The sequence below is a fragment of the Oceanobacillus polygoni genome, assembly GCF_008304605.1.
Lineage (GTDB): Bacteria > Bacillota > Bacilli > Bacillales > Amphibacillaceae > Oceanobacillus > Oceanobacillus polygoni.
In genome coordinates, this window is the sequence record NZ_PIJY01000030.1 from 162,219 (window position 1) to 179,887 (window position 17,669).

Below are 17,669 nucleotides of genomic sequence, written 5' to 3' on the forward strand. Positions count from 1 at the left end.
TGCTTCTACTTGTCTTAAGATCATTTAATTTATCAACTTTATTAGTGTATCATCATCTATCATTCATGTCAACTATTTTTTGAGAATACACATTTGCTATTAACTATAGTATAGCACACTGCAGGTATAATACAAAGGAATAGGCTTTTCCTATAAGAATTTCACGCTGGAAAATACCTTACTTTCTTAATTTCTTCTCCGCAATCTCCTCTTTAATAAGTGCTTCAAAATCATCGTATGCAAGAGATTCTGTTTTTTGTTCCCCGTAACGGCGATAGCTGACAGCGTCTCCTTCAACTTCTTTATCGCCTAATACGAGAGCGAATGGCACTTTTTGAGTTTGTGCTTCACGGATTTTGTAACCGATTTTCTCATCGCGCTCATCCAATTCCACACGTACACCTTGTAATCTTAGTTTGTCTACAATATCCTTCGCGTAATCTAGATGTACTTGTGGAGAAACCGGGATTACCTTCACTTGAACAGGAGCAAGCCAAGTTGGGAATGCACCTTTATATTCTTCAATTAAGAATGCAACAAAACGCTCCATTGTTGAAACAACACCACGATGGATAACGACTGGACGATGTTCTTTGCCATCTTCACCAATATAAGTTAAATCAAAACGTTCTGGTAAGTGGAAGTCCAATTGAACCGTTGATAATGTTTCGTCTTTGCCAAGCGCAGTTTTTACCTGGATATCAAGTTTCGGACCATAGAATGCTGCTTCACCTTCTGCTTCCACATATTCTAGGTTCATATCATCCATTGTTTCTTTCAATGTTGCTTGTGCTTTTTCCCACATCTCATCGTTATCGATGTACTTCTCTTTATCTTCTGGATCACGATAAGATAGTCGGAAATAGTAATCCTCAATGCCAAAGTCTTTGTATACTTTTTGAACTAACTCCACAACACGGACAAATTCATCCTTCAACTGATCTGGACGAGCAAAGATATGCGCATCATTTAACGTCATTCCCCGTACACGCTGAAGGCCAGCAAGTGCTCCACTCATTTCGTGACGATGCATCGTACCAAGTTCCGCAATACGAACAGGTAGTTGTCGGTAGCTCCATAAATTATTTTTAAATACCATCATATGGTGTGGACAGTTCATCGGACGCAGAATTAATGTTTCGTTATCCATCTCCATTGGCGGGAAAATATCGTCTTGATAATGATCCCAATGCCCACTTGTTTCATATAATGTTTTACTTCCTAGTACTGGAGTGTAGACATGATCATAGCCTAAACGCTCCTCCAAATCAACAATATAACGCTCAATATTGCGGCGAATGGTTGCTCCTTTTGGCAGCCATAAAGGCAATCCTTGACCAACCTTTTGTGACACTGTAAATAAATCGAGTTCTTTTCCTAATTTACGATGATCCCGTTCTTTACGCTCTTCTAAAATACGCAAGTGCTCTTCTAATTCTTTCGGCTTTTCAAAAGCAGTTCCATAGATACGTTGCAGCTGCTTGTTATTGCTATCTCCACGCCAATAAGCACCTGAGATACTTAGCAATTTAAATGCTTTGATTTTACTTGTTGATGGGACATGAATACCACGACATAGGTCAAAAAATTCACCTTGCTCATAAATTGTTACTTGTTCATCTTCAGGAATCGCATCAATTAATTCTAGTTTTAGGTCATCACCAATAGCGCGGAACCGTTCCTTCGCTTCATTACGAGATACCTCTACCCGTTTAATTTCGAGATTTTCATCTATGATGCGTTTCATTTCTTTTTCAATCTTCGGAAGATCTTCTGGAGTTAAGGACTGCTCCATATCTATATCATAGTAGAATCCCTCTTCGATTACTGGACCTACACCGAACTTCACATCTTTATAAAGACGTTTCACTGCTTGCGCCAGCAAATGCGCAGTTGAATGACGCATCACTTCGATGCCTTCTTCATTTTTGTACGTAATGATTTCAAGCTTGCCACCAAATTCTAGCTCACGTCGTAAGTCTACAAGCTCTCCATCCAACTTAATTGCTAATGCTTGTTTCTTTAAGCCTGATGAAATCGATGCTGCAATTTCTTCTCCTGTTGTCCCCTGTGGAAAACTCTTTTCAGCTCCATCGGGAAATGTAATGATAATTTCTGCCATTTGAAACACTCCTTTTTCTCGTTTAAAACTGTAAATTTGAATGCTGCGGATAATTTAGCTACCGAAACAGCCTCGTCCAGCTCCAGCTCCCAGCGACTAGCGAGACTTCCCTCACCTCCGTACGATAAAGAAGACTTGCCGACTGGCTGTGCCAGAGGCTTAGTCGCACTTATACCCTTGTGGTGAAAGTCAACATCGACTTCCTTCGGTCGTCGTGTTTCCTTTATCTCCTCCGGCTCAGTCCAGTCCGTAAGACGCTACCCGGGCGCTTCCGCTTTTGGATTCCAAATTAAAAAACACCCATCCCTCTGCACTTACTGCAAAGGGACGAGTGTTGGATACATCGTGGTTCCACCCTAATTCCCGTAATTTAATTACGGCTTCATTCATTCTTTAACGCAGAAGCTACGCTGTCACTTACTTTCAGGTTCACTGACAGAGTTCAAAGGTGGTAATTACTTGTCTGTATAGAGGAAGCTTCCAGCCTTTGACTTCCTTCTCTAAACTATACGCTCACAAATAACCATGTCCTTATCATTACTTTTAATTAACTACTTTTCGTATAATGTGTATTATAGCTCTACAGCGTGAGAAAATCAAGCTTAGATATACAAAAAGTCCTGTGAAACTGTGACATTCAATTTCTTGGATTCTTTTGACACATGATAAATTATTTATTCAAGTTATAAGTAAAAGGAAAATTGCTAATTGGTTCAAAATCGACTTTTTCTTGAAAAACATTAATCACGGTTAACGTCTTCGGTTCCGACGGATCATCGCCATAAATTTTTAATTTTTCTGGTGCCATTGCAATTAATGGTGTAAGATTAAATTCATTATCATGTAGCCCAACAATATAAAGTGGCTCCTGTTTCATCAAAACCCGTAACTCCATGTTCGTCATTCGCTTTCCATTTTGCTTGAAAAAGGCAAAATCACTTCCCTGCAGTATATGAATGACTGGTAACCCTGGATCTTTCTTCTCCACATAAGCGCGGAGCATGTCCACAAACGCTTGATGATCCTCTTCTCGTCTAAATTCATCAATTGCCAAGCCAACAAAATAAATGAGTTTGTCTTTAAATGGCTTCAGACGGAAATTCACAATAGAATCAAAGTGAATAACGAAACTCTCCTTTAGACTCACTGTAAACATTGATTTTAAAAAGGCATGATGATCTTTGTTCTCTCGGAGCCGCTTACTTTCTTCGTCCTCACCAGTTATAATCCAATAGGTCAAATCATGAATTCTCTCAATCTCTTCATTGTTCGTATAATAATAATAATCTTGAATGATTCGATTTACCATTGTACTCAACCGGTGAGTCATAAACACTTTTGCCATTGTATCTGTAATGGCATCCATCAATTCCTTCGTAGCTACTTCTTGCTTAAACTGCAGATGATTTCCCCATTTATCATCTGTTTTCCAATTTAACTCAATTTGTTTATGCCTGCGAAATAAATGTTCACAAAAACTGATTACTTCTTTGTCTGATTCAAAATATACTTCCAGCAATATATCACCCTCATCCACGACCAAACTGTTACATTATATGGACAAACGATAGAAAAAATGAATAAAGTATGAAAATTAAAACTGGAATATTTAAATTGGCTTGCATTGCGGGTTGGAAAGGAGAGTTATTTTGGCGTTTAGAGAGTTAATGAGTTGCCCGGTTAGTGATGAAAAATAATAAAGTCTGAGGATTCATTTCCTCAGACTTCAAAGACGTCGATTTTGTCCTTCCATTTTAACTGGTTTACTCACCTGTCTAATACGTTCAATTATCCTACCAGCTTTTACCGACTCTACACCACTCTTGGTTGTAGCTAACTGTAATTCTAACTGTTCGAGATCATAATTCGAAGTAAAGAAAACAGGTAACCGCTCCATCATTCTGTATTGAAGGACAGAACCAAGAATTTCATCTCGGAACCAAGCCGATTGCAACTCTGCACCGATATCATCAAGCATCAGTACATCTGCCTTTTTAAAATAATCGATTTTCTCGTTCGTTGAGTCATCCTTAAAAGAGGCTTTTATTTCACGGACAAACTCTGGCATGTAGATAAGTGTTGATGATAAACCAAGTTTCTTCAATTCATTGGCGAGTGCACCTAATAAATATGTTTTACCAACTCCGAACTGACCATGAAAATAAAGTCCCTTGCTTGGTAGCTTTGTCTTCGCTTGATCTAAAAAGTCAAGAAGCTCTGCGATGGCCTGAATTCTTGTTTCATCATTTATTATATCTACCATAGATGCTTGAAGTATTTCTTTAGGCACGTGTAAACTTTGAATCAATTTTTGTTGTTCTTGTTCTTTCTCATACATAATTCTACTATGACACTTTTCATATGAGAGCCTAATTTCATCATTTTCCACATGGAGAATTGGTGAGTAACCAGGAACCATATTTTTACATGAACCATACGAAGCACATTGATTACACTGCTTTGATTGTGTTGTATATTCATAAAGCTTGATCAAGCTCTTATTAATTTCGTGCTGTGTCAAATTCGGATGAAGGGAGAGAAACTCCTTGATTTCAGGATCGTTCAATACTTCATTTCTTATCTTCGTATAATTATCTTTAAAACTTTCATTTTTTTGCATCCATGCCTTCAATGTGGATTGTATTGGTTTCAATGCCATCATCCTAACACTAAATAAATTTAATTTCCATTGGAATATTGTCTAAGTCTTGCAGCGATTCGTTTCTGTTCTTCCGTCATTACCACGCTCTGATTCGCTGCTGGTTGTGTCTGTTGCTTATGTTTTCTATCTTTAAACCAGTCTGGGATAACTTCCTTAGATACTGGCTTTTTATTATAGGTCGTTTTTTGTTTTGCAGTATTTTGGAAGTTTGCTTGCTCTTTCTTTGCAAAAGCCATTGCTTCTTTGGCCGTTTGGATGTTCGCTCGTGACCAGTGGCTAGCAATTTTTTCAAGATAGGCCTTCGATAATTTCATATTTGTCTGTAATAGCACATAATGAATGAGCACATTCATGACAGGTCCAGGCAAGCCTTGCGTTGTCATAACCTCGCGAATGGCTTTCATATCCTGTTCAGAAGCATGATTCCCATTTGATAAATCTTCTAAAAGCTGTTTCGGCGACATCGTCTCAAGTCTTTCGATGAGGGTTTCTTCTTTTGTTTTCGGTTTATCAGCCTTCTGTTTTGTTTCTGTGACCGCAACCCTTTTGGCAAGTCGAATTGGTTTTTGGCTATTCTTTGCCTTAAATAGATCATGACAAGCCGTTTTAAATTCTTCTGTATCCAATCGATTTTCATCGTTTAACGCCCACAATAGAGACTTGTCGATTTCATGCGTATCTAAATCATATAAAATCATCATTTGTGAAATTAAACGACGATTGTTAGAAGTTAGTACGTTCGCGGCAGGAATCATCCGTTGCTTAAGCATTTGTTCGATCCAAGTAAAATCTGTCGTATCCATTTCTGCTTTAGACTCTACTCTCCTGATGCCTTCCTCTTCTATAACTTCTATAGATGGGGTAAAGGTCTGGAACACTTCACTGAAAGCAGCTGTCATGTTTACGCCATACGCTGGGGCTGCCTGTCTACCATAATGGTTCTTTAATAGCTCAAACTTCTGATCACCTAGATGATGATACAATAGCTGGGAAAGCATTGCATCTTTAAAGAAGTTACCTGGAGCAAACGGACGCTGCAATTCATACGTATATAAATCACTCGACTTCCAATTTTGCTTATACGTTTTTAGCAACCCAATTCCCTCTAATTTCAATCTTGCTTCAAAGATTTCATCTAGAGGGAGGTCCAAGTAATTCATTAATGTATGATGTGTCTGAGGAGCTTGCTCTTGATTTAACTCGATGTCATGCAAAAGGGTTTGATACAATGCTATCGCCTTTATGCCAAGCAATGGCTGATACAGGTGGGTCAATGATTTGACATAGTCCACCGGCAAAGATTCTTTTAGTGATACGGTATAGCCGTCCACCGGCAAGATTTGTCCAATAAAATTCATGTTCCATACACCTCTATACTTACAAATAAGTAATAACCTTTACAATGACTATTTATTTTTATCCGTATTAATAATATCCTTCAATTCATCTAAAAAGACGGTAATGTCCTTAAATTGCCTGTAAACAGAAGCAAACCGAACATAAGAAACTTCATCAACCTTAGCTAATCTTTCCATTACCAATTCACCAATTTCGTGACTGGATACTTCAGACATGCCTGAATTACGCATTTCTTTTTCCACATCTAAGGCTAAGGATTCCATCGTTTCTAGTGGTACTGGACGTTTCTCACAAGCTCTAATAAGACCTCGTGTTAGTTTATCACGAGAAAATTCCTGCCTCGCACCATCTTTTTTTACGACAATTAATGGAAGTTCTTCCATCCGCTCAAATGTAGTAAAGCGAAAACCACATTTTTCACATTCTCTGCGTCGTCTAATTGATCTTCCTTCATCAGTTGGTCGGGAATCTAAAACCTTTGTATTCTTATTTTGGCAATTCGAACATCGCATTTTCGTTCAACCCCATTCGTCCGTTCATTCACGCTCTTCGATTCTTAACATCGATTAAAGGCAATTCCATATTCGCCTTTTCATATAGCTGTCCAATTAATTTCGAGCTATACCCTAAATCAAATGGCATAACCGATTCCGTCGTTACTGAAAAATCAATCGCCGTATGAAATGGTCTTACCATAATCACAGTTGCAACAATAAATGCCTTTTTCCCCTTCGTGCGGTTCACACTCAATTCCCCGTGCTCTTTGGAAATTGCATTCACTTCATATGCTGTATGATTACTGAAATAGTTTTCTAGCATCGCAAGTGCTTTATCCTTCGTTGTCTTATAATAATGCGTCCGTAAAGATGGATCAAAGTGAGCCTCTGCTGTCTCCGCATGATTGCTAAAATACTTCTTCAACGTATTACCAATCGACATTTTTCGCACCCCAACCTGTAAGATTTCTATCTGAACGTGTTTAGTAGTACTTTTTATTTTAACATGTTTTACATAATTCCACTAGTTGAAGTATAAAAGTGTAGGGTAAGAAAGTGATGATAAATACTTTTTAAAGCTATGAAAATAAAAATTTTATGCAAATGTCGTTTATAAAAATCGAGTTTCCCGAGATTTGCATCTAGTGAATCTTTATTTTACACGATGAGATTTCACAATCAAGTACCCGGTTTGTGATTCTAACATAAATAACACCTGCTTCCAATAGGAGAAGCAGGTGTACACATTTTTATGAAATTTTAACTTCTCGTTGATATAAATAGCTTCCAACATGTTTTGTTAAGTCGAGTACCCGTTTCGAATAACCCCACTCATTATCGTACCAAGCAATTACTTTAATTTTATTCTCGCCCATAACAATTGTTGATAATCCATCAACGATTGCTGAGTAATCGGTAGTTGTATAGTCCACAGATACAAGTGGATCCTCGGAATAGTGAACAATCCCTTTTAATTCATTTTCTGCAGCTTCTTTAAACGCCTGGTTTACTTTCTCTACAGTGACAGAAGTATCCACATCAACAACCAAATCAACAAGTGATACGTTAGGTGTTGGTACGCGTAATGCCATCCCATGTAATCTGCCCTTTAAATGTGGTAATACCTCACTTAACGCTTTCGCTGCCCCCGTTGTTGTTGGAATAATCGATTGTGTACATGCACGTGCACGGCGTAAATCTTTATGTGGGTTATCCAAGTTGTTCTGATCCCCTGTAAAAGCATGAACAGTCGTCATTAATCCATTATCGATTGAAAACTTGTCGTCTAACACCTTCACAATTGGCGCTAAACAATTTGTTGTGCACGATGCATTGGAAATAATATCGTCTTCATCTGGCATGTATGCTGCTTCATTTACACCCATGACAATGGTTTTATCTATCTGTTTTCCTGGAGCTGTAATGACAACTTTTCTTGCCCCTGCTTTCAAATGCAGTCCAGCACTTTCTTTTGTTTTAAACTTCCCTGTCGCCTCAATCACAACATCAATTTCCAATGCTTTCCATGGAAGCTTTTCGGGATCCCTAGAATTCACAAGTGTTACTTTTTTTCCGTTCACTTCAATTCCATCATGAAGCGCTTCCACTTCTCCATTAAAAATACCGTGAATACTGTCATACTTAATGAGGTGTACAAGTGTCTCAGGAGGATAGCTCGCATTAATTGCGACTACATCCAATTGATTATCTGTAATTGCTTGACGAAATACCATACGCCCAATTCTACCAAATCCTGTTATGGCCACACGAGTTTTGTTCATAAGAAACTTATTCCTCCTATATATGTTATACTTTTAATCTGTTTTATATTAAATAGTATATCACATTACAGCTTAATTGTGTCGCACATTTTACACGATTTATTAAAATTATTTTCTAAAACAAGAAATTGCCAATTGTTTATCGGATTGCGTTAGACTCACATATATTGTTTGTTTTTTTATAAATAGTAAAGACCCGGAAATTGGTTATCCATTCTCCGGGTCTTTCTGTTAACATATGTTCCATGATTTCAAAATTTTTTCTAATTGCTCGCGTGATTCAGCAATCGTTCCATTGTTATCAATCACAGCACTCGCCAGCTTAGTCTTCTCTGTAATGGAAAGCTGTGATTCTATTCGCTCTCTTGCCTCTTCCTCGGTTAATTGATTACGTAGCATTAATCGTTCCAATTGAACAGACTCATCCACAGATACAACGATCGTACGATCAACAACTTTCGAATAATTCCCTTCAAATAATAAAGGTATATCAAGCACGACACAGCGCTCACCAGCTTTAATATGAGCATCTTTCTGCTGAAAAATTCTTTCGCGAATCGCTGGATGGATAATGCTATTTAGAAGCTTACGCTTTAATTCGTCCGCAAAAATAATAGAACCTAGAGCTGGTCGGTCGAGCTCCTTATCGGGAAGAAGAATGGATTCTCCAAAGGCTTCTACAATCGATTCGTACGCTTTTTCACCTGGATATACGACCTCTCTTGCAATTTTATCTGCATCCACTACTGGAATATGGAAGTCTTCAAACATTCGAGAGACAGTACTTTTTCCTGTCGCAATGCTTCCTGTTAAGCCGATTACGATCGCCATTACTCCTCACCTCTTACAGCTTCTGACATGTCGTACAAATATGGGTTCCACGCCCGCCGATTTTCATCTTCGTAATTGATTTATTACAGTTTTTGCATGCTTTATTTTCCTGCCCATAGACATATAATTCTTGTTGGAACATTCCCATATCGCCCTGCCCATTCACATAAGAACGAATAGTGGTCCCACCTGCACGAACAGCTTCTTCTAGCGTTTTTATTGCTTGCTCTCGAATTGCTTTTACTTCTTTCTTTGTCAGCTTACTTGATCGCTTTAATGGATGAATACCGGCTCTGAATAATGTTTCATCCACATAAATATTGCCAAGTCCAGTAACAATCGTCTGATCCAATAATGCTGATTTAATGTAGCGATCTGTCTTTTTTAACTTTTTATAGAAATAATCCAAAGTAAATGCTTCATCAAATGGTTCTGGACCAAGCTGATTCAATGGTTTATTCGAAAATTCCTTCCCTTTGGCATGCACATGCATCGTACCAAATTTCCGAACATCGTTATATCTTAGCTCTTCCCCATTCGTAAAGCGAAAAATAACATGGGTGTGCTTCTTCATCGGTTCACTCGACTCATGTACGCTATATTTCCCTTCCATGCGTAAGTGCGAAACAAGTACGATATCATCGAGGTAAAACAATAAAAATTTTCCTTTTCTGGAGAGCTCTCGAATCGTTTGACCTTGTAACAAGGTTTTAAAATGCTCAATATCATCCGGCTCTTTAATAATGTTTGACCAATGTATATCTACTGAGTCAATCGTTTTATCTAATACAAATCGTTTGAGTGTATTTTTTATTGTCTCTACTTCTGGTAATTCTGGCATTCTTTCGTTTCTCCTTATTTGGCATCGAACCAGTTTTCTCCATATTCATAATCTACTTTTAGTGGAACATTTAACGCAACGGTTTGCTCCATCATTTCTGGTACGATTTCTTTCAATTTATCTATTTCTTCCTTCGGTGCTTCTAGAATTAATTCATCATGTACTTGCAATAGTATTTTTGCCTGCAGTTTTTCTTCCTTTAACTTGCCATCTAGATCGATCATCGCTTTTTTAATAATGTCTGCTGCACTTCCTTGAATCGGTGTATTCATTGCTGTTCGCTCCGCAAAGCTCCGTAAATTAAAGTTCCGACTTGTAATTTCTGGCAAGTATCTTCTTCGATTCATTAAGGTTGTTACATACCCTTTATGTTTTGCTTCCTGAACAATTTCTTCCATGTATTGCTTCACACCAGGATAGCTTTCAAAATAACGTTCAATAAACTGCTTCGCTTCTTTTCTTGTAATACCTAGATTTTGGGATAGTCCATAATCACTAATTCCATAAACGATACCGAAGTTAACTGCTTTTGCTTGTCTTCGCATATTCGATGTAACTTCATCTTTTTCTACATGAAACACATCCATCGCTGTCTGTGTATGAATATCAACATCCTCTTGGAAAGCTTTCACTAGCTTTTCATCATTCGCAATGTGTGCAAGCACACGCAGTTCAATTTGCGAATAATCGGCTGCAAACATGATCCACCCATCCTTAGACGGTACAAAAGCTTGTCTTATTTTTCGACCTTCCTCTAAACGAATTGGGATGTTTTGCAAATTAGGATCGACGGAACTAAGCCTTCCTGTTTGCGTCAACGCCTGATTGTAGCGTGTATGAATTTTATTTGTATCTTTCTTTACTACTTTTAACAGTCCTTCAATGTAAGTCGATTGAAGTTTGCCAAGCTGTCGATATAAAAGTAGTTTTGGAATAATTTCATGTTCACTTTGCAGTTGCTCTAATACATCTGCAGCGGTAGAATAACCTGTTTTTGTTTTTTTGATCACTGGCAGCTGTAATTTTTCAAATAAAATAGGGCCAAGCTGCTTCGGAGAATTTAAATTAAATGTCTCTTCAGCAAGCTCATGTATTTCTTTCTCTAATGTTTGTAGTCTGTCTTTTAGGTCGACGCCCATTTCTTCTAGGCGGCTAATATCAACCTGGACACCAACATGCTCCATTTCAGCAAGAATAATGGCAAGCGGCATTTCCAATTCCTTTAACAGCCCGTATTGCTCATTCTCCTTCAATTCCTTAATCATCTCATCCCTTAACACATGCATCGTCATCGTTTTTCGAACAACATGCTCTGCAAGCTTAGACTCTTCAGGAAGCTTTAGCTTGGCGCCTTTCCCATATACTTCCTCGTCAAACAACACATCGGTTTTTCCCATACGATTACCGATTGCTGGAATATCATGATTGTTTTCAGCAGGGTTGAGCAAATAGGATCCAAGCAGCATGTCAAATGTTATTCCATTCATATGCATGCCATTTCTCAGCAATGCGACCGTTGTTTTTTTCGCATCGAACACCGTTTTCTTCTTCGTGCCATCCTCAATCCAGCTTTTAAATAATTCAGATTGTAAAGCAGTAGCTGTACGAATAAAATAAGTTCCTTGTTCATTCACAATCCCAAAGCCATCGATTTCTGCTTGATGATAATTATCATGAAGCATTTCAATTACCATTGACGCATCATCCGTAAGCATCGATTCGGTGATATCGTCTACGATCGTATACACGATATCTTTCATTGCTGTCACATGCTCTTCATCAGCTTCTATTGTTTCATCGGAAATACGATTTAATAGCGACTGAAAACCGAGGTCTTTAAATACAGCACTAACTTCCGACTGCTCAAAACCGTTATAGGCGACATCCTGAATCCCTATTTCAATAGGAGATTGACGATTGATTGTGACAAGCTCCTTACTCATCAATGCATCTGATTGATGGTTCGTGAGGTTTTCTTTTAATTTCTTGCCACTTACATCATCTAAATGCTGATACACTGCTTCTAATGTACCGTATTGTTTGATTAACTTCGTTGCTGTCTTTTGACCAACACCAGGAACTCCTGGAATATTATCGGAGCTGTCACCCATAAGCGATTTTAAATCAATAATCTGTTCTGGAGTAACTTCCATTTTTTCGAGCATATAACTAGGTGTATACTTTTCGATATCGCTAATCCCTTTTTTCGTAACATGTACAGATACATGGTCTGAAACGAGTTGTAGCATATCCTTATCTCCAGAAATAACCGTTACTTCCCAGCCTTCTTCATTTCCTTGTCTAGATAACGTCCCGATAATATCATCCGCTTCATATTGTTCCAGTTGGTAATGCTTAATTTGAAATGCATCAAGTAGTTCCTTAAGTACTGGGAACTGCTCGGATAGCTCAGGCGGTGTTTTCTGACGGCCACCCTTGTATTCTTTATACGTCGCATGACGAAATGTTGTTTTCCCCGCATCAAAGGCTACGAGTAAGTGGGTCGGCTTCTCTTCTTCTAAAAGGCGAAGCAGCATTGTCGTAAAACCATAAACCGCATTCGTATAAACACCCTTATCGTTATTCAAAAGAGGCAATGCAAAAAATGCCCGGTAAATAATACTGTTGCCATCAATTAATACTAATTTTTTTGTCATGGTAACCTCCAAATAAATAGCTTTGCTCTCCTCATTTTATCATTGTAAATAAAGAAAGGAAAAAAATAAGACGTTACGAGTAAAAAACGCGGGATTTCTCCATCCCTTGTATCGATATTTTCATTACTGTTATGTAGATTGGCAGTTTTTAACTGTCTAACGAACAAAAACATCCTCTCTAACGTGAGGATGTTTATTTCGGTAAATATACATGAATGGTAGTCCCTTGATTTACTTCACTTTCAACTTCTATCTTCCCTTCGTGCACTTCAACAATATGCTTCACAATCGCTAACCCAAGGCCTGTTCCACCTGTATTTCTACTGCGCGCCTTATCTACTCGATAAAACCTTTCAAAAATTCGAGGTATTGATTTTTGATCAATCCCAATGCCAGTATCAGCTACTTTAATATGAATAAAATCAGTTGTGGAATCAAGACAAAGCTCAACATTTCCGTTTTCTGGTGTATAGTGAATGGCATTGTCTAATAAATTCACGATAACCTGTTTAATACGTTCCTTATCGGCTTTCATTTCCGTTTCTTCATCAACACTTATCGATAGGTGTAACTGTTTCTCTACTGCTTTATGTTTTAATGCAGGTATGACTTCTTCAATTAGCTCTTTTGCCTTAAAAGTATGAAGAACGAGACGAAATCCATCCTTCTCAAGTTTGGATAAGGATAATAAATCTTCAATTAACAATTGGAGACGATGACTTTCATGGTAAATAATTCCGAGGAATTCCTTCGTCGTTTCATCTTTGTTTTCACCACTATCCAACAATGTTTCTGAAAAACCCTTGATAGAAGTAATCGGAGTACGTAGCTCATGTGAAACATTCGCGACGAAATCTTTTCTCGTCTTCTCCATTTTCTTTAGTTCTGTAATGTCGTGAAGAACTAATACGGCACCCTTTAATAGATTTCGTTCATTAAAAATCGGGGCTCCAACAATTTCGAAATAACTTTTATCCAATCCATGCGTTTGCGTGAATGTTTCTTTTATATTCCGTTCATATAAAAACGTTTTTTGAACTGTTTCATGAATACTTTCATTTTCTAGTACCTCGTAATAAAGGTGCCCCCGATATTCCTTTTCCGTTTTGCCAAACATGGAAATGAATTTTCGGTTCACAACATGGATAAATCCTTTTTCGTCAATTAATACAAGACCACTTTGTATACTATCAATTAAAGTCGATAACTGCTCAGATTGCATCTGTTCCTGCATGGATATCGCACTCATATTCCTTGCTAGTGTATTAACTTTATAGCTCAGTTCTTCAATTGCTTCATTGGAAGAGTTATGAAATCTTGCATTAAAATTTCCTCTAATAAATTCATCAATCGTGCGAGTTGCTTTTTGAACCGGCTTTACGTAATTCGTATACAATAGGAACATTATAATTTGTATAATGATAAATTCAAAAAACAGAACTGCGATTATAACGATCGGCTCATCTGCTGATTGAAATAATATAACACCAATAATTATAAAACTCATGAGAACTGCGAGCATATAAGGACGGATAGGTGCTGAAAATAACACTTTCATCAAGAAGGATCCTCCAATTTATATCCAAGCCCTCTTACGGTTTTTATATATACTGGTTTTTTGGTATTTGGTTCTATTTTATCTCTAAGATGGCTAATATGGACATCAACGATTCTTGTATCACCAACGAAATCATAATCCCAAACACTGCTTAGTAGTTGGTCCCTAGAAATAACCTTCCCTTTGTTTTTCGCAAGATGGAACAATAGCTCAAACTCTTTTCTCGTAAATGTAATGACATTTGAATCCATTTCTGCTTCATAGCGTTCTGGATAGATGGTCAAGCTACCAATTTTCAATGAACTAAAGTTTGGCTTATCATTTCGCATGCTTCTTCTTAAAATAGCTTTAATTCGAGCGACAACTTCTTTCGGGCTAAATGGCTTTGTTAAATAATCATCTGCTCCTAACTCCAAGCCTAGCACTTTATCAAATTCTTCATCCTTTGCTGTTAGCATCAAAATTGGAGTTTCGATTTTATTCATTCGTAGATGCTTACACACTGCCATACCATCCATTTCTGGAAGCATTAAATCCAATACAATTAGATCGTATTCATTTGATTCACATTTAATAACTGCTTCTTTTCCATCATAGGCAACGTCCGTTTGAAAACCAGCATTTTTAATATTATAGTCTAGTAGCGTTACTATTGGTTTTTCGTCATCTACAATTAATACCTTCTGACTCATTTGAACATCCCCCATTTTACTACGATAATATTTATACTCTTATTTATCTTATCATTATTAACAGAAAACACATAATGAATAAGGGTTTGTAAACAAAATTTTACAATAGTTTCCGTATAATTAGTTCATTTTATGCGCAGAAAGATAGCCATTTTTTTATTTACGAGGATAATAAACGCCAAAAGCCCCGGCTACATGATGGTAGCCGGAGCTTTTTCTATAAGTATCGTTTTAGTTTAATACACCAAGTACATTTTTAACGGAATCAGCTGATTTATCAAGTGCTGCTTTTTCTTCAGCCGTTAAGTCTAATTCAATAATTTCTTCAAGACCTTTTCCACCGAGGATTGTAGGTACACCAAGGTAAATATTATGATAGCCGTATTCTCCCTCAAGATAAGCAATTGCAGGAATAACACGACGCTGATCTTTCAAGATTGCTTCAGCCATAACGGTTAGAGAAGCAGCTGGTGCGTAGTATGCACTTCCGTTCCCTAATAGGTTGACGATTTCTCCCCCACCAGTACGCGTACGTTGTACAATTTCATCCAACCGTTCCTTGGAAATTAAGTTTTCTAGCGGAATCCCGCCTGCATAAGAATAACGAATTAATGGAACCATATCATCTCCATGTCCACCAAGCACAAATCCAGTCACATCTTTAACAGATAGGTTTAATTCTTCTGCTACAAACGTACGGAAACGAGCCGTATCAAGGACTCCGGATTGACCAATTACACGCTCTTTTGGTAAACCAGATTCTTTAAATACCGTATATGTCATCGCATCAACTGGGTTCGTTAATACAATAATCGTTGTATCTGGAGAATATTTCACAATATCTTTTGCGACTGCTTTCATGATTTTCGCATTCGTATTCACTAAGTCATCACGACTCATCCCTGGTTTACGTGCAATACCTGCAGTAATAATAACAAGATCCGAGTCTTTTGTATCTTCGTAGTTTGAAGTACCGATGATTTTTGCATCAAATCCTTGAACAGGCGCTGCCTCTGCCATATCAAGTGCTTTCCCTTTTGTAGGGTCTTCCATGCTTGGAATGTCTACTAATACAACATCACCAAGCTCTTTTTGTGCAATCATTAATGCTGTTGTCGCACCAGTAAAGCCTGACCCAATAACTGAAATCTTTTTTCTTTGTAACCCCATCGTACATATCCCCTTTATTGTAGATTAACAGATTAGAATCACTTGTAATACGTTCATAACGATTGGCGAATAGAAAACTCTTCGCTCTATTCGCCACCGTTATGTCACGCCCAGCTCCAGCCCCCAGCGAGACTTCCCTCACCTCCATAGTTCGGAGATGCAGTCCGTACATCGCTAACCGGGGGCTTTTGCTTTTGTCCGTATTACTTAGCCATATTCTTGATTAATTCTTTACCAAATTCGGAGCATTTAACTTCTGTTGCGCCATCCATCAGACGTGCGAAATCGTACGTTACTACTTTAGAAGCAATTGTTTTATCCATAGAATTTGTAATTAAATCAGCCGCTTCTCTCCATCCAAGATGCTCAAGCATCAATACTGCTGAAAGGATAACAGATGAAGGATTTACTTTATCAAGTCCTGCATATTTCGGAGCAGTACCATGTGTAGCTTCGAAAATCGCATGACCCGTATCATAGTTAATGTTCGCTCCTGGAGCAATACCGATTCCGCCAACTTGTGCTGCAAGTGCATCGGAAATATAATCACCATTTAGGTTCATTGTTGCAACAACATCAAACTCTTTAGGGCGAGTTAAAATTTGTTGAAGGAAAATATCTGCAATTGCATCTTTAACAAGGATTTTACCTGCAGCGATTGCATCATCCTGTGCTTTATTTGCAGCGTCCTTACCTTCTGCTTCAACTAAGCGATCGTATTCAGCCCATGTAAATACTTTATCACCGAACTCTTCTTCAGCTACTTCATAGCCCCAGTTCTTAAATGCGCCTTCTGTAAATTTCATGATGTTACCTTTATGTACTAAAGTAACACTTTTACGTCCTTCCGTTAATGCATATTCAATCGCTGAACGAACAAGACGTTTTGTTCCTTCTTCAGAAACCGGCTTAATACCAATTCCAGACGTTTCAGGGAAACGAACTTTATTCACACCCATTTCAGTCTTTAAAAATTCAATTACTTTTTTCACTTCATCGGAACCTTTTTGCCATTCGATTCCAGCATAAATGTCTTCCGTATTTTCACGGAAAATAACCATATCTACATCTTCTGGACGTTTAACAGGTGATGGTACACCTTCGAAATAACGTACCGGACGAAGACAAGTAAATAAATCAAGCTCTTGACGAAGTGCAACGTTCAACGAACGAATTCCTCCACCAATTGGAGTTGTTAATGGTCCTTTAATTGCAATTTTATATTCATTAATTTTATCTAATGTATCTTGTGGTAGCCATTCACCAGTTTTATCAAAGGCCTTTTGACCAGCATATACTTCTAGCCAATCAATTTCCTTCTCGCCATTGTATGCTTTTTCTACTGCAGCTTCAATAACTTCTCTTGCTGCTGACCAGATATCTGGACCAGTACCGTCTCCTTCGATGAAAGGAATGATTGGATTGTTTGGTACATTCATTTTCCCATTTTCTACGATAATTTTTTCCCCTTGTGCCATTAAAAAATACCTCCTAAATTT

General features: G+C 37.8%; 14 protein-coding genes and 2 other annotated features (1 of these 16 only partly in view). All 14 genes read right to left on the minus strand.

The window, feature by feature from the left end; genetic code table 11:
- Window positions 1–17: a sequence feature (ribosomal protein L20 leader region), on the minus strand (it extends 112 nt beyond the left edge of the window).
- Between the two features lie 161 nt (window positions 18–178).
- The 14 genes from thrS to icd all read right to left on the minus strand — a co-directional run bounded on the left by thrS (window position 179) and on the right by icd (window position 17,648).
- Window positions 179–2,122: a threonine--tRNA ligase gene (gene thrS, locus F1560_RS15555; protein WP_149475563.1), complete on the minus strand. Its 1,944-nt coding sequence runs from the start codon at window positions 2,120–2,122 to the stop codon at window positions 179–181.
- Between the two features lie 320 nt (window positions 2,123–2,442).
- Window positions 2,443–2,669 (minus strand) — a binding site (T-box leader).
- A gap of 123 nt (window positions 2,670–2,792) precedes the next feature.
- Window positions 2,793–3,641: a putative sporulation protein YtxC gene (gene ytxC / locus F1560_RS15560; RefSeq protein ID WP_149475564.1), complete on the minus strand. Its 849-nt coding sequence runs from the start codon at window positions 3,639–3,641 to the stop codon at window positions 2,793–2,795.
- Between the two features lie 207 nt (window positions 3,642–3,848).
- The gene (gene dnaI / locus F1560_RS15565) at window positions 3,849–4,775 is read right to left on the minus strand and encodes a primosomal protein DnaI (RefSeq protein WP_149475565.1); all 927 of its coding nucleotides are present in this window, start codon (window positions 4,773–4,775) and stop codon (window positions 3,849–3,851) included.
- A 26-nt stretch (window positions 4,776–4,801) separates the two neighbouring features.
- The gene (locus F1560_RS15570) at window positions 4,802–6,142 is read right to left on the minus strand and encodes a replication initiation and membrane attachment family protein (RefSeq protein ID WP_149475566.1); all 1,341 of its coding nucleotides are present in this window, start codon (window positions 6,140–6,142) and stop codon (window positions 4,802–4,804) included.
- 48 nt (window positions 6,143–6,190) lie between these two features.
- The gene (nrdR, locus tag F1560_RS15575) at window positions 6,191–6,655 is read right to left on the minus strand and encodes a transcriptional regulator NrdR (protein WP_149475567.1); all 465 of its coding nucleotides are present in this window, start codon (window positions 6,653–6,655) and stop codon (window positions 6,191–6,193) included.
- Between the two features lie 28 nt (window positions 6,656–6,683).
- Window positions 6,684–7,082, minus strand: coding sequence for a cytosolic protein (locus F1560_RS15580; RefSeq protein ID WP_149475568.1), 399 nt, complete (start codon window positions 7,080–7,082; stop codon window positions 6,684–6,686).
- 307 nt (window positions 7,083–7,389) lie between these two features.
- Entirely contained in the window at window positions 7,390–8,421 is a 1,032-nt protein-coding gene (locus tag F1560_RS15585) for a glyceraldehyde-3-phosphate dehydrogenase (RefSeq protein ID WP_149475569.1), read from the minus strand.
- 231 nt (window positions 8,422–8,652) lie between these two features.
- Window positions 8,653–9,252, minus strand: coding sequence for a dephospho-CoA kinase (gene coaE / locus F1560_RS15590; protein ID WP_149475570.1), 600 nt, complete (start codon window positions 9,250–9,252; stop codon window positions 8,653–8,655).
- A gap of 13 nt (window positions 9,253–9,265) precedes the next feature.
- Window positions 9,266–10,093 (minus strand): DNA-formamidopyrimidine glycosylase, encoded by an 828-nt coding sequence (gene mutM, locus F1560_RS15595; RefSeq protein ID WP_149475571.1) that lies wholly within the window; start codon window positions 10,091–10,093, stop codon window positions 9,266–9,268.
- Window positions 10,094–10,107: 14 nt separating this feature from the next.
- Window positions 10,108–12,750, minus strand: coding sequence for a DNA polymerase I (gene polA, locus F1560_RS15600; protein ID WP_149475572.1), 2,643 nt, complete (start codon window positions 12,748–12,750; stop codon window positions 10,108–10,110).
- Window positions 12,751–12,943: 193 nt separating this feature from the next.
- Window positions 12,944–14,308, minus strand: a complete 1,365-nt coding sequence (pnpS, locus tag F1560_RS15605; RefSeq protein WP_149475720.1) for a two-component system histidine kinase PnpS — start codon at window positions 14,306–14,308, stop codon at window positions 12,944–12,946.
- Window positions 14,308–15,000: a response regulator transcription factor gene (locus F1560_RS15610; protein WP_149475573.1), complete on the minus strand. Its 693-nt coding sequence runs from the start codon at window positions 14,998–15,000 to the stop codon at window positions 14,308–14,310. The genes pnpS and F1560_RS15610 overlap by 1 nt, the downstream gene beginning before the upstream one ends.
- A 231-nt stretch (window positions 15,001–15,231) precedes the next feature.
- The gene (gene mdh, locus F1560_RS15615; RefSeq protein ID WP_149475574.1) at window positions 15,232–16,170 is read right to left on the minus strand and encodes a malate dehydrogenase; all 939 of its coding nucleotides are present in this window, start codon (window positions 16,168–16,170) and stop codon (window positions 15,232–15,234) included.
- Window positions 16,171–16,373: 203 nt separating this feature from the next.
- Window positions 16,374–17,648: an NADP-dependent isocitrate dehydrogenase gene (icd, locus tag F1560_RS15620; RefSeq protein ID WP_149475575.1), complete on the minus strand. Its 1,275-nt coding sequence runs from the start codon at window positions 17,646–17,648 to the stop codon at window positions 16,374–16,376.
- Window positions 17,649–17,669 lie beyond the last annotated feature (21 nt).